Raw genomic sequence first — 14,579 nt, 5'->3', positions numbered from 1 at the left:
CGGGCAAGTTACCGGGAGGGAATACCGAGAATGATTCATTTTAATGATATGACCGATCATTAGGCAGGCAATAAAAGAAAAGGAAGGAGCTGTTTTAACAGTACAAAAGTGGCTGGTATAAATAAAAAAAGCCCCGCCAAAATGACGGGTGAGGCAGATAACTCAAGATTATATTCTTATTAATAAACATGTAGTTATGAATATAACTGTATATTCATACTGTATATTTATATCGATTTTAGACCCATTTTAAGCTATTTTACCCTACTCAGCACCCCGTACAGCACCCCCTGAGGCAGTTGAGCATGGCCTATTACAGTATTGAAAAGAGACTCACCTCCGCGGGTGATGTTAGATACCGTTGCACCGTCGGTGTTAAACAAGATGGAAAATATATCCATCGTGAGCGTAAAACCTTCGCTAAACAAAGTTTAGCCAAAGCCTGGGGCGTCAATCGCGTCGCTGACATTGAACAGAATGGATTACCCCTGCCCGCTAAATCAGCCGCAAAAACTCTAACCTTAGGTGAGTTGATTCAAAAGTATATGGATCATCCGCATGTGAAATTTGGACGCTCAAAAAGAGAAACCCTTAACTTGGTACTCAGGACGCACATCGCGACAACACCTTTAAATGAACTTACAACGAGCTCGTATATTGACCATGCAGTTATGAGACGGACAACCGTTCAACCCTCTACTGCCGCTCATGACATAAATTATATTGGCAAGGCTCTCAGCTCAGCAAAACCACTTTTCGACATCTCTATCGATTACGAGGCTTTTATCACCGCTAGAGAAACAATGCGGCAGATGGGGATCATTGGAACGGGCAAGACTCGGAACCGAAGACCTACGGGTATTGAGCTAGATAGGATTATTGAACGGTTAAAGGAAAAAACAGCTACGTCCTATTCGGGAGCACCATTCGCTGACATTTTGATGTTCTCTGTTCTTTCCTGCATGAGGATAGGAGAAGTTACCAGAATACAGTGGTCCGATGTTGATAAAAAGAATCGGGCGGTTCTGGTTCGTGACCGGAAAGACCCGCGCAAAAAACAGGGCAATCACATGATTGTCCCTCTTCTTGGTCAGGCATGGGAAATACTGGAAAGCCAACCAGAGAAAGGTGATTGTGTGTTTCCCTTTAAGGAACGTTCTCTAACTCAAACGTTTCGTCAGGTCACCAATGAACTAGGCATTCAAGACCTTCACTACCATGACCTGCGCCGAGAAGGTGCCAGTCGATTGTTTGAAGCAGGGTTTAGTTTAGAAGAAGTGGCTCAAGTAACTGGGCATAAGTCACTGGATATCTTATGGAAGGTATACCGTGAGATATTCCCACAAACACTTCATGATAAATTTGAACTACTAAAGCTAAAATCTTCCAGCTAATCTATTTAAAATTAAATTTGAAACTCGAATCTCGCTATCATGGAGTTACTATGTCGAACATGGCTATTTATTCGCGAATACTTAAAAAAATTTCCACATTCTCCATAGTCAATGAAGAAGATATTTTAAAGCAATTTTCAGGACGACATGGAATAAATGTAACTGTCGAAAAAAGTGATTTATGTCATGGTGGATTTACTGTAAGTGTTGAAGGTATGAAATTCTTTCTCTCAGAACGGCCTATTTCATACTTAAATAAACATTGGGGCAGAAGCCTGCTTATTCAAGAGCGTTCCAACCCCTTCGGTATAGCACTCCCTCTTTATATTGGGGAGGGAAATTTATCTTCAGAAATTCATAAAATATCGAATAGCAATAACCCAATTAAGAACGCTAATGAATGGTTATTTAATAACTTTTCTATAGAAATTGCGATCGCCTATTTTAATCAATACTTTCAACCAAGCGAATCTTTTTCACCGTATAAAACCATTATATTTGAAGCTATTGAAGCATTCTATTCAGGGTACGACCATATTGCAATAATGTCACTTTTCCCTGTTTTTGAAGGGGGGCTCCGTAATCTTTTAGTCAAATTTACTGGTAGTGATGATACAAATACCAATGCGGAAATTTTTGAAAAAGGGCTTAGGAATCTTTTAATTAACTGGGGGACCCAACAGTTAGGTGATTATGATTGGCACCCTGGAAAAGGGTATGACGTAGAGACTGAGATTAATTTTTTCACGCATATAAACCCACAATGTGACGTTCTAAATTGTACTAGATCATTTTTCAAGAATGTAATATATAAGCCCACTCACGGAGTTAACTCAGGAAGTTTCAATAGACATTTAACCCTTCACCTTTTAAATAATAATTTTAATGAACCTTCAAATTTTGTAAGAATATTCCTTGCATTGACACATATTACATTTGCAGAGAGCCTCTTTAACCCAAAGGTTCCTTTTTCTTGGAAAGGTGTTAGCAAAAATGACGAATTTATAGCTAATTATATTAGAGGGTTTACTGATTCCATATTCACTCATCGTAGAGATATCATTAAACACTTGGGTTTATTTCTTTACTAATTTATCTGATTAATTTCAGAGGGTTAAAATCTCTTCAGCCTCACCAATTTAGATAGGACTGTGGCAGGACGAGCTCATTAAAACCAGTAATTCATGAGCACGGTTAGGACCAAGCACTCACAACTTCTAGAAAGAATAGGATACGTAACAGATACGCAGCCCTTTCTGTTAAAAGAACCTCTGCCACCAGCTAAGGTTTTTTTCATCTATTGCCCAATCTACCGCCCTTTGCCCACAAACTCAGCAGCACCGCGCAAGATCCCTTTGTGAATGGTGTTACCCACGCTCTTGCGCTTATCCTCCAGCCTTTCGACGATGGTATCCCGGTCAATCACAACGCCCTCGGCTACCAGCTCAATCACCGCACCGCCAATCTCACCAGCTATGAATGCAGAACGCTCTTCTTCCCATGAATCACTCATAAATCACCCATCAGTTTGGATTGTTTGTCTGAATAACATGCCTGATTAGATTAGCGCCTACAACATGGCAAATCTGACAGGTCTGTCTAAACTAAAGGCAGCTGACGAAGAACAGCTGGTCCGCCAAGACCATGACTACCTACTGATTGCAGCCCACCGTTAACGTGGGCTTTTTTTCCATTCATTATTATTCTTTTGGCATTAAAAAAATAACATATCCTCATCAATATATGCTAGGGCTTCAACAATAGCCTCTCCACGCGTGGTTTTATATAGTGGGAAGTCTATAAACTTGAGGCCATTAATAAAAAGTATGCAGCATGTTTTTCTGGATGTGTCTATTTTTATATCTTTGAATATCTTAAATGCATACTTCTGGCAAGTTTCACGATCGGCTTTGACTTTCAGGTCTAACTTATTAATATCATCAATTATGCTTATTCTTTTTTTCTCTCTTAAAAGTCTCAATGTCGTCTCATTTTTACGAAGTTCTTTATCTAACTCCTTAATTTCCCCAGCAAGTATTGACACCTCGGGAGCCATTTTGAGAGCGCCAATTAGTTTCTCTATTTGCTGATTAAGTTCAGAGTTGCGCGCCGTTATTTGTTGAACCAAGCTTTTTGCGTTACCTGACTTTGTAAACTTGGTTGTGAACACTAAAACCTGATGGATCAGAACTGAATCTATTAGCCCTCTCTTAATTGGCGGCGCGTAGCAGCGATGTAGTCGCCTCATGGGACACACATAATAGCCCGGATTATCCCCCGCAACAGTCGTCACTATCATTGAGTGGTTACACACGCTGCACTTCATGATTGAACGAAATATGTTTATTAAGTTTGGATTGTCTCGTTCGCTTAATTTTCCGAAAGGTGAAAGCTTAATATCTTGTACCGAATTAAAAACATGATCACTCATAGCAGGAGGGTAGTAGTTTTTGATTTCCTTCATCCCTTTTAGCTTTGATGCATATGATGGAACGCAAGTTCCGATCAATGCTTTATTTGATAGCAAGTGTTCAATCGTGGAAGGGTTCCACTCCTTAATTTTTCCTTTAAAGGTTGGGATACTTTCATCATTTAATATTTTTGTTATTTTATTGAAAGACATCCCTTTGATCCTGTATTCAAATATTTCTCTTATTACTTTAACCCGATCATTGATAAGTTCAAACTCTCGCGTTTGTGGATTCAGTTTCATCCATCGAGGGCATGCACTTGTCATTACTCTCCCTGTTTGGGCTGCTTCTTCGCGTTTTTTCTCCCAAGCTGATTTTAATCTTTTCGACTTTATTTCACTTTCTTCATTTGCTCTCTGTGCTATCAGAATTGCTTTAATAGAAGCATAAGGGTCATCCAAAGATGAGGCCGTGTAATGAGATCCATCGCATAACGTGACAACATCTATACCGGCTTTGAGAATACTCCTCAATCTCTCAGTTGCTTCACCTATGCGTTCTCGAGATAGGCGGTCAAGGCTTTCTATAAGTAATACCGTACCTGGCTCTATCAGCCCAAGATCAACCGCCTCCATAAATTCACCAAAGGCACCTCGTTCAGCATGGGCCCCTGTGTAAGCACTCAAGCCTAAATCCTCATAATTAGTGTCATCCAAATCATACTGCGGATTTAAATCTAACCACTGATTAATCAGATTTCTTTGTCTTCTTACAGAATCGCCATTTTGTTGGATAGCATTGGAAAACCTCAGGTAAGCAATTGCTCTGCTCATGACATATTCCCACAAATAGACAGTCATCTATATTTCCACACTATCGGTGTTCATTTTGTGAACAAAATCAAACCTGATTAACACCCGCTCTTCCTCTTTCAGGTGTTCAAATCTAATCAGATTATTTAGGGCAGATTAAACCTTCACACGCAGCAGATCACTAAAGCGGGTCGTATACGCGGGCGAGAGCATTTGGCGCTTCATCTCCCAGCTCTTTTGCACTCCCTGCCCTGCAAACCAAACTCGGCCCTTCCCGCTATGGTTAATTCCGTCCAGCACGGCCATTAGCTGTTCGCTGTTGGACCGTGGCTTGTACTCGTCAAATAAACCCAGTTGCGCGACACCTTGGCTGTAAAAATCACCGAGCATCACCCCGCACTTCTGAAACCGATGCCCGTCCTGCCATATAGCATCCAAGCATTGAGCAGCGGCGGCCACAATGTCACGGCTGTCCTGCGTGGGTATCTGGAGCTTTGTCCCAGCGGTCTTGCCGTAATAGACCTCATTCACTGAGAACGGGCTGGTTTTAACGAATGCGGAAATGTGCCGGCAATACTGCCGTTCTCCGCGCAGCTTCTCAGCGGCTCTGACCGCATGACTGCAAATGGCTTCGCGCATAAGCTCGTATTCGGTAACGCGGTCGCCGAAGGAACGGGAGCAGACTATCTGCTGCTTGGTTGGTGCAAACTCTTCCAGCTCTAAGCATGGCTCTCCGCGCAACTCCCTGACCGTGCGCTCGAGCACTACGTTGAAATGCTTCCGTATCAGGCCGGTAGGCGCGTCGGCCAGTTGAAGGGCTGTTGTGATGCCCATGTCATTGAGCTTTTTCGATATCCGGCGGCCGACTCCCCAAACATCGCCGACCTCGACCAGCGCCATGAGTTTTCGCTGGCGCGCCAAGAGCGACAAATCCACCACGCCGCCGGTCTTGGTCCATTTTTTTGCAGCATGATTAGCCAGCTTGGCGAGTGTTTTCGTCGGCCCTATGCCCACACCAACCGTTAGCCCAGTCCATTGCAAAACCTTTGCCCGGACCTCGCGCCCGAACTCCTCGAGATCCTTGCAATTGCTGACCCCTTGGAGGTTCATGAAAGCTTCATCAATCGAGTATATTTCCACAGCGGGCGCCATCTCTTCAAGCACCGTCATGACGCGGGAGCTCATGTCTGCATAAAGTGCGTAGTTGCTGCTGAAGGTCACAATCTTGTGCCGCTCAAACAGGTCGCGCATTTTGAAGAACGGATCCCCCATCTTGATGCCAAGCTTCTTTGCCTCCGCGCTGCGGGCGATGACACAGCCATCGTTATTGCTTAAAACGACAACTGGCCGCCCTTTGAGGTCAGGCCGGAATACCGTCTCGCAACTGGCATAAAAGCTGTTCACATCCGCCAGGGCAAACATCACTGCAACCCATTAATGGTGAACGTAACGACGCCGAATACTTCCAGCTCGTCCCCGCCGTCATGCAAGACAATAGGCGGAAAATCCGGATTCATGGGGATAAGCTGGAATACTGGGTGAGTACACAGTCGCTTTACCGTGTACTCACCTGCCACGGACGCGATGATGATGTCACCATGCTTTGCCTGCAGGCTTCTATCCACTACCAGCAATGACCCTTCGTATATCCCCGCATCAACCATACTCATACCCGTAGCCATCACAAAGTACGTGGCCGCCGGGTGGTTAACGCAAAGCTCATTGAGATCGATGCCTTTTTCAATGTAGTCCTGCGCGGGCGAAGGGAAACCCGCCTGCACTTTGTCTTGAAAAAAGGGGATGGAAAGCTTTAAAGGTTCTGGAACTGGGTAAAAGATATTCATAATGCACGCCCGAAATAACTGGTTATGCATACAGTATAATCATGAGATTTTTAGGTTGGGAAGTACGATTTTTAAAACTGCCGGTATGGTGCTGATCGGGAAGGAAAGAAAGTTTATTGCTCTATTTCTTCGGGGACTGTATCCACCACGTGCAATTTTTGCGGCATCTGCAGACGTAAGTCCACCCAGCGGCCCTCTGGAATATCCATTGGGTCACCTGCGACGATCATTGCTGAATCAGGGTCAAATCTGCGCTTAAAGGTGCTGACAGTTATATCCCCGTTGTCAGCAATTTCTGTCTTCACAAAAATTAGCCGGTTACCGTTCACGTCCTGTGGTATTTCAACAGTCCACCCTTCTTTAGCGAGTCCCTCGGAACCACTGACGCGATAGATGCCAACCCCCACTCTTTCTCCAGTGACACCTTCTGCCTCCTCATTCACCGACACTGCGCCAGCCGATTTAAAGCCATCCGTGAAGTCCTGCTGCATTTTTTTTGGGTCATATGAAAGCCGCGCAATTGGGGAGGACTTTTTAATAAACCCATTACCATCGACCGTTACACTCTTGCCCATGGCACATATCTCAAATGAGTCTGTAAAGCTCCCATTGATAATTGCCTGAATGAAGGCTCTGCCCGCCGTATCTCCAATCCATCTCATCACATATTTATTATTTCCGGCGTAAGGGACGTTAATAATGCTTCCCTGTCCACTTCCTGCCATTCCTGGTATTTGAGCCGTTGATGACAGAATCATTAGTCGGTCGTTGTAATCAAAAACACTGCTTATTGGCGTTGCAGGGTCACCAACAAGTCGCACATTGCCAACAGACGTTCCTGTATTCTTAGATGCTACAGTGCCCAAGTCAGTTTTATTAGCTTTCGCATTCATATCATCCGTAAGCTTTTTAAAGCTGCTTATGGTGACTGTCTGACCGTTAGGAGTTGTTAGTGTAACACTCCCTGTGCCAGTCATTATCTGCTGCCAGCCATCCATTTGGCTTTGGTAATAGCTGAGTTGGGCAGATAAGCGGCGCGCGAAATCAGGTACCGAGTCCGTATAGAAAGAAGGTATTGCGTACACGGACGCTGCTGCGGTCGTACCTACAAAATTATCCTTCAGCGTTAGCTGGGTGTTGCTATCTACCCGTAGAATCTCATAAACCTGAACTGTGCCAGCGGCAGGAACAAGTAGCATCTGCCCCGGACCTATGCTTTGTTTATTGTCACCCCACAAAGTGCCAGTGCCGGTTACCGTCGCACTGCCATTTGTAACTCTTACAGTTCCGTCTCTATACCAAGCCATAATGTTTCCTATTAAAATTAAAAGTAGTCTGTAGCGTAAATGAATGGAAGTGGCTTTGATTCGTACGCAACAACTTGCTGATTTTGATTATTGTTATCACCGCCATTTATAAATCCTGCCGGCCTTCCAAAGAACGAATTTCCGCTTCTCGCCATTCCTAAATGAAACCAACTTTTATTTATAAGTTGCCCTCCGATTTTTAAAACAGGAATCATTGGCCTATTAGACTGGGCTTGGTCAGAGAAGTAAGTAGCTGCCCCGCCTCTGCCCGGCGAATTTATATTACCCCTATAAACAATTGGCATTTCCTCGCTGGTAAAACTCGTTTTTCCATCTAAACCGTATACTTGGATCCCCCAATCAGGAACGGTAGGACTCTTCATTGAAAATGCGCATACCTGTATGTTTATTGAAATACCGGATTGACTCCCCCCGCTGGAGTAGCCTCTTATTGTTTTTGTAGACTCTTCAAAATAAATAGCAACCTCGGGATGATCCCAGTAACAAAAAACGTTTGATGGGGTGCTAATAGGCAGTTGCATGTTTCCATTGAATATACCGTTATAAGAATATGTCAAAAACATACCTCTTGAGCTATCTACCACGTAGGGAAAAGAGCCCCCCTGAGATACTTCAAAGCCAAACCCACCAAGGTTTACCACTGGCGGGTATACGCAATAGACGTTTACTGATTTGGGCCTGTCAGCTGCGCTGCTTCGAAATACAGGGCTTTGCAGGTTGGTTCTAAGGTCAAGGGTAACTGAAACCGTTCTAGCACTATTATCTATTCCAGTATTAAGAGATTTAAACTCCATTACGGGTGATACTGACGAACCAATAATTGCGATTGCATTATCTGGGATGCAAATCAATTGGGAGCCAGCGGGACATAAGGAGGAATAGTCACCATTCGATGAGTTTATATTCCCCATATTTGCCCCGATTGCCAAGCTACCCAAGAATGTAAGAGGTCTGGCATCGTCCATGTTATAAGACTTCATACCAGATACTTCTATTCCGTATGGCATTATCTTAAGTCCCCAATTTTTACCTTAATATTTCCTGACGCGTCATATACACGGAGCCCTCTTGAATCAAGGGTTACTCGTCCCTGTCCGGGGGCGTAACCATTAAACTCAAACGAACCATCTGCACGCATAATTGTTCCTGATTGTCCCGCTATATAATTTGCAGAATACCAAGATCCGACTTTTGCCAAGGTGAACACCGCGTAATCAATAAAAGCTTCTTTGATAAAGGTTTGTCCGTTTTTAATAACGAAAGCCAAATCAAATGAACCATTATTCGGGTTGTACACACCAAAGGTATCTGCGCTGAATAAGGCGTATGACTGAACCGAACCGCCGCTTCCCTCTACACCAAGTTGCATCCCTGCGCCGTATTTGACGCCGTTACTGTCTACCTGAACCTTGATCCCCCATTGGGCAGATAGCTTCCCATTCAAGTCAGCAACAGCGGTTGAAACCTGCTGAACAGCAGCTGAGTTCTGACCTGAGATCGCCGTTAGCTGCTCAAACTTCTGCGCATAGGCAGAATCATTGGTCGCAATAAGAGTTGTGATGCTAAGGAATTCAGCCGCATTTTTCCCATCAACAACCCTGCGGCGCTGAATATCAGCATCATTCGCAATCGCGGTTTCAATAAGAGCCTCAGTGTTGACATCAATTTGACCAGAGAGATTTTTAAACGCTTCAGATGCCTTTATCTGATTATCTAAATCCTCTATGTAATCGCTCGGATTATCGTTAGCGATTCCTCTAATCCAATCAGTCCAATCACTTTCATTTCCTGTTTTATCGACCAGGCGCGCGTGGTACCAAAATACCTGCCCCGCTTTCAGACCTAGCTGCGTATAGGTGCGAGCCGGATACGGCACATCTGTCAGCAGCAGGGCGTTAGCGCCATCACTGCTTTGAGCATATTGAATCTCAATATGCCGCGTATCTTCAGCAGCGTCTGGATACCCCCAATCCAATTGAATTCCCCAGTTGATTGCGGTCGCTCTGAAGCCAACCGGCATTGGTGGCTTTCCTTCCTTTCCGTTGAGCTGAGTCTCAATAGACGTAGCCCACACAGAAGATATTTCGCTGGCATTTATAGCGCGCACACGCACCAGATAACGCCCCGCATATATCCCTGTCACATCGAAAGAAGCCGTCGACGTGCGAGGAATGGAGATCCAGTTGCCATTGTCTTTTCGCCATTGTGCCTCATAGGCAACTGCGTTATCCGGCGCGTTCCACTGAGCGTGCATCGTCGTCACAGCGATGCCCTGCGATACCGAAGAAAAACTGCTGATCACAATGCCCGTTGGAGGGGACTGAACGCCCGGCGGTATCACTGAAATTGGACGGTCTTCAATGCGCGCGCCGGTGTCAATACGCTCGTATTTATCCGGATCATGGAATACCGCTGAAATCGTGAAGGTATTGTCGCCGTTGTCTGTCAGGCTGGTGACACGGTACTGCTGCACAAACAAATCATCGGCGTCAACAGCCCACACGGTTTGAGCCTCCGGCACTTCGCTATACGCTGCTGTTACGGTCACCACCTTGCCGACGACGGCCTGAACTGTCCTTGCCTGCGATTTCCCGCTAGGCAGGTTCAGCAGCAACCGATCATTGGGTTTGACATCAGCAACACGGTCTAACGTAATATTTCGACCTGAAACCTCACTGATGCGCCCACCCATTGCACGCCCTGCGCGGCGCGGGTCGGCGACGGCAATAATTCGACCAGGAGGCGAAAGATGCCCGTCTAAGCCAACGTTGAACGTAACCACGCTGTCTTTGGCATTGCTGAGTAGCGCCCAGCGGCCACGGCGGTTCGCTTCGGACTGTCGTGTGCATCCTATGGCAGTAATATCGAGCGGATTAAAACCATAGCGTTTAACCAGATCTGGCTCTGGCACAGGCTCAACATCATCAGCGTAGTGGTTTATTGGGTTTGAATATCCAACCATCGCGCTGCTGTAGCGCACTCGCTCGCTGCCCGAGGAATAAGTGAACTTCCCATTAATCACGCTGGCGCGAGTGTAGGTATAGTCGATGTCGCGGGGCATATCTGCCAGCGCCACCATTTGATTATCACCCCAATAGGTCATGCCTCGAAAGATACCGGCGAGGTCAGTCAGAACGGTCCAAGCCTCTTCCTGTGACTGAAGATAAACGTCACACAAGAAGCGCGGCTCCATTCCGGTACCGCCGCGCCCATCTGGTACTAACTGATCGCAATACTGTGCAATCCTGTAAAGCTCGTAGCGATCAATTTGTGTCGCATCAATACGGTGGCCGAGGCCATACATCTCAGATGTGACAATGTCGTAGAACACCCACGCGGGGTTATTAGACCAAGCCCACTTAAAATTCCCCAACCAAGTCCCGGTATAGGTTCGGGCAATTGGGTCATAGTTATCCGGCACGCGGATAATCGCCATTTTTGGCTTACAGCTGATCTGAGGAATGCGGTTCGGGAACTGCTTAGCGTTAAATTCGACATAAAGCAGCGCCGTATTCGGATAGCGTAATTTAGCGTCAATGACCTCTGTAAGCATGCCAAGCTTCATGGTGTCGGCGATTCGAGCGCTATTCGCGTTTGCCGTAATTCGGCGGATACGAATCTGCCAACCCGTGGTAGCCTTTGGCAGTGTTATGCGATGGCTTCTTTGGTAAGTCGTGGTGGTCTTGCCGTCTACGGCTGTTGAGATAATTTGCTGGAATGCGCCGCCGTCTGTCGCTAAGTCAATTGCATACTCAATGCGGTAGCCAACAACATCACCATTTGTCTTCTGCTCCTGCAACGCAGGCCAGTTAAAGGTAAGTCGCACTGCATCAAGTTGGGTATTGCTGATGGCACGCACCCAATTGGTATTGCTCTTGATCTCTGCATCAATGGTTATGCCATTTTCAACACTTGGCATCCCCTGAATATAGGTTTGCTGCTGAGTGCCGGGCCTAAACTCCCACTTGATGTTCCCACCAAGAGAATCGATATCAGTACCGTCTAGGTAGATATTCGAGCCACTCAATCCCCCAAACCACTCGCCGTTACCCAGCGCGACGAGGATTTTCGCAATGTCATTGGATTGTAGGTCGTCAGGTGATTCTGTCGGCGTGCTGCCGCCGCTGCTCCCGCCTTTTCGGCCTTTAATCAGAGTTGCAGTTTCCATATTGCGCCCATAAAAAAAGGCCGCCTAAGCGACCTTTAATTTGAAGAGAACTGAGCGCCTTCTGGCGCTGAGTGTAATTTTTACTGCTGGTCTTCGGTGTAGATTCCGGCCGAGATTATTGCCCCACCGACCTCCCGCTCCCCGTATCCAACTGACACGGGGTTACCCTGAGCGGTTGTGTTAACTGGGCCTCCGAAAGCGTATGAGGGTTTATTATCTGGATCTTGTCGCGTTCGTAGACCCGTTGTTTGTGGAGAAAGCATCTGGGCTACACCGCCAAGTGCTATCGAGGCACCTGCTAGGGCGGTCGCTCCGGTCAATCCACCAGCCCCAAAAGCGGCACCTACGCCACCAGAGAAATATGCGGCTGCTGCTATCAACGCTACACCCAAGATAGTTTGAAACATTCCCGCCCTTTTGCTTCCGATAATCACTGGGACAATATGGATTTCCTTTCCCGCTGTAACATTTCCCAACTCATCTAAACCGATATTTCTCTTCCCCTTGAAAATTGCGAAAGTTAGCCCGCGTTGCTTAGATGAAATAAGGAATTGTTCAAACCCCGGAATAGTATTTTTTAAAGCGCTTATTGCTTGTTTTGGGCTATGAATCACACGCTGGTGTTCTCTATCAAAAAGTCTTGCCAACGACCCGCTGAGTTTGATTGTCGTGAGTTCTTCTGTAGCAATAGCATTCATAAATATCACCCAAAGAAAAAGGGGCCGAAGCCCCTTGTTTTTTTTAATTATTTACATCGTTCTATGACCGATGTTCTCGCATTTAGTCGCTTATCGAATAAGCCGCCGCGATGGTAAAACTTAATGTTAGTTTTTCCGGAAACCGTTTGGATATCGGCTGTCTCATTATGCCCGTCAGAATATACGGAATAACCGTCCCCATATGGTTGAATGAAGGACTCACCGTAGTTGAACATACCGCTAGAATTATCTTGCCAACCAGTGAGAATACATTCCGATACTGATTTTGCATTTTTATCGGTCTGATATTCTTTTGCGGGACCAGACTGCCTCATCTCACTGACCGACGCACATCCGGTTAATACCAATGCCGCCAAAAGGTAAGTTGCTTTGATCATTTAATCCTCCTGATTTCAGAAGATGATATTAGCATCACACCCCTATCAGGAAAGACAATCAGAGCAAATCTTTGTGCCGGAGTATCTTGATTGTTCGATCAAGATAATAGCCACCATACGGAACGCGCTGGCTCAGCATGCCGTGCATGTGGTGAAGCAGCATGCCGTCTTCGGTCAGCACCCCCGCGTGATTCGCCACTGGCGCAGACACCTGCATGATCACCATGTCTCCGGCCCGCGGCTGCCCGGCAAACTCTCGGAACCCGCATTCGTACCAGTTATCCATATAGAGGTTTTCCTCGCCTGACTCCCACCAATAACGGTCGACGCGGTAATCTTTGAGCTCAATGCCGTGGGTTTGCCGGAAATAGGACATTATCAGTCCCCAGCAATCGGTGTGGCCAATCACAAACTGGCGGCCAATCAGCGGCAATTCCCCGCGCGGCTGAATGGTTCGTAAATCGCCCTCCGGCCAGCTCACGATATGCCATGGCAATTCGTGGTTATCGCACTGAGCTAAATCAAGCTCACTCGGCTGGGTGGTGGCGTCGGGGTGGCTGTGAACAATAGCCGTGATAGTCCCCCACTCTTCAGCCTCGACATACCCCTCAGGATCTAAATAAAACTGCTCGGTGGCGTCGGTCGCCAAGTTCAGGCAGGGGAAGTATCGCTCTACCCGAGATTTCTGAGCAACAACCCCGCAGCACTCATTGGGGTATTCGGCAGCAGCATGCGCCAAAATCGCCTGTAGCGTTTTATCTTTCATCGCTTAACCTTTTATCAGCGCGGCACCGGGGAACCCGCCAAACGGGATTGGCTCGCCGTCGCCAAAACGTTTCTGGCAATCGGAGCGGAAGCCTCCGCAAACATCCTTTGATGGATCATCGACTGGATTGCCTTTCACATCGAAATACCGCGTTCCTGCGTAATCACACCCTCGGCCGGTTCTATACCAACCTCGATGGCACCACGTGCACAGGCCATGAATTTGCCGCGTCGGTATGCGAATGCCCCGTAGGTCGGCCGGGCTGGCTAATTCAAACTCCACGGATTCGTCATCTTCCGAAGATTTTCGGTCGATGTAGTAGACCTGCACCTTCTCTTCCGTTGGGTCGGCGCTGGGGTTTCCATTCTCAAAATTTCTCGCGTCAAGAAATTCCGCGAAGGTGTCGTGTATGGTGACTTTGAATTTCGCCATGTCATCGAAGGTGAGGCATAGCGCGGTGACAACCCCGGAGACGTTGGAAACCTTCATTTTTGGCTGAGGGGCTTGCCCGTCACTCGTCATCTCTAAATCTTCAACTTCGAAGGGCCAAGGGCCGTATTCAAGCCCCTGCCACCACATCGACTTTCCGGCTAACTTTGATTCATCATCACCGGCGGCGAGAATCTCCGCCTCTGAGTAAGTAAGCGGTGCGTCGTGAAAGCGAAGAATTTCGGCACCATACTCAGTGCCGTCGATTTCAATAAGCCGAACTGTTTCCCCAGGTTCTAATTTTTGAATGTTCGAATTAAAAGACATACGG

The 14,579-nt window shown here is 46.6% G+C and carries 13 protein-coding genes; 2 read left to right on the top strand and 11 right to left on the bottom strand.

Annotated features, from left to right (window positions below; genetic code table 11):
• Positions 1-305 precede the first annotated feature (305 nt).
• Complete coding sequence (locus tag SBO83_RS04575; protein WP_396130611.1) at positions 306-1,394, top strand: tyrosine-type recombinase/integrase; 1,089 nt, start codon at positions 306-308, stop codon at positions 1,392-1,394.
• Between the two features lie 50 nt (positions 1,395-1,444).
• Positions 1,445-2,485 carry a hypothetical protein gene (locus tag SBO83_RS04570; protein WP_396130610.1) on the top strand — a complete coding sequence of 347 codons (1,041 nt, stop codon included), beginning with the start codon at positions 1,445-1,447 and terminating at the stop codon, positions 2,483-2,485.
• A gap of 218 nt (positions 2,486-2,703) precedes the next feature.
• Here the strand turns inward: SBO83_RS04570 and SBO83_RS04565 are convergent, their stop codons facing one another.
• The 11 genes from SBO83_RS04565 to SBO83_RS04515 form a co-directional block, all read right to left on the bottom strand.
• Positions 2,704-2,907, bottom strand: a complete 204-nt coding sequence (locus tag SBO83_RS04565; protein ID WP_396130609.1) for a hypothetical protein — start codon at positions 2,905-2,907, stop codon at positions 2,704-2,706.
• Between the two features lie 201 nt (positions 2,908-3,108).
• Positions 3,109-4,638 (bottom strand): recombinase family protein, encoded by a 1,530-nt coding sequence (locus SBO83_RS04560; protein WP_396130608.1) that lies wholly within the window; start codon positions 4,636-4,638, stop codon positions 3,109-3,111.
• Positions 4,639-4,773: 135 nt separating this feature from the next.
• Positions 4,774-6,039, bottom strand: coding sequence for a translesion error-prone DNA polymerase V subunit UmuC (locus tag SBO83_RS04555; RefSeq protein ID WP_396130607.1), 1,266 nt, complete (start codon positions 6,037-6,039; stop codon positions 4,774-4,776).
• Positions 6,039-6,461, bottom strand: a complete 423-nt coding sequence (gene umuD, locus SBO83_RS04550; RefSeq protein WP_396130606.1) for a translesion error-prone DNA polymerase V autoproteolytic subunit — start codon at positions 6,459-6,461, stop codon at positions 6,039-6,041. Before umuD ends, SBO83_RS04555 begins: the two co-directional genes overlap by 1 nt.
• 113 nt (positions 6,462-6,574) lie before the next feature.
• Positions 6,575-7,768: a phage tail fiber protein gene (locus SBO83_RS04545; protein ID WP_396130605.1), complete on the bottom strand. Its 1,194-nt coding sequence runs from the start codon at positions 7,766-7,768 to the stop codon at positions 6,575-6,577.
• A gap of 17 nt (positions 7,769-7,785) precedes the next feature.
• Positions 7,786-8,796, bottom strand: coding sequence for a DUF6453 family protein (locus SBO83_RS04540; RefSeq protein WP_396130604.1), 1,011 nt, complete (start codon positions 8,794-8,796; stop codon positions 7,786-7,788).
• The gene (locus SBO83_RS04535; RefSeq protein ID WP_396130603.1) at positions 8,796-11,957 is read right to left on the bottom strand and encodes a TipJ family phage tail tip protein; all 3,162 of its coding nucleotides are present in this window, start codon (positions 11,955-11,957) and stop codon (positions 8,796-8,798) included. Before SBO83_RS04535 ends, SBO83_RS04540 begins: the two co-directional genes overlap by 1 nt.
• 80 nt (positions 11,958-12,037) lie before the next feature.
• The gene (locus SBO83_RS04530; RefSeq protein WP_396130602.1) at positions 12,038-12,655 is read right to left on the bottom strand and encodes a tail assembly protein; all 618 of its coding nucleotides are present in this window, start codon (positions 12,653-12,655) and stop codon (positions 12,038-12,040) included.
• A 47-nt stretch (positions 12,656-12,702) separates the two neighbouring features.
• Positions 12,703-13,053: a hypothetical protein gene (locus SBO83_RS04525; protein ID WP_396130601.1), complete on the bottom strand. Its 351-nt coding sequence runs from the start codon at positions 13,051-13,053 to the stop codon at positions 12,703-12,705.
• Between the two features lie 58 nt (positions 13,054-13,111).
• Positions 13,112-13,819 (bottom strand): Mov34/MPN/PAD-1 family protein, encoded by a 708-nt coding sequence (locus tag SBO83_RS04520; RefSeq protein WP_396130600.1) that lies wholly within the window; start codon positions 13,817-13,819, stop codon positions 13,112-13,114.
• 3 nt (positions 13,820-13,822) lie between these two features.
• Positions 13,823-14,575, bottom strand: a complete 753-nt coding sequence (locus SBO83_RS04515; protein WP_396130599.1) for a phage minor tail protein L — start codon at positions 14,573-14,575, stop codon at positions 13,823-13,825.
• Positions 14,576-14,579: the final 4 nt, after the last annotated feature.

The sequence above is a fragment of the Ewingella allii genome, from assembly GCF_044430645.1.
GTDB lineage: Bacteria > Pseudomonadota > Gammaproteobacteria > Enterobacterales > Enterobacteriaceae > Ewingella > Ewingella allii.
This window is presented reverse-complemented; position numbering and strand designations above follow the sequence as displayed.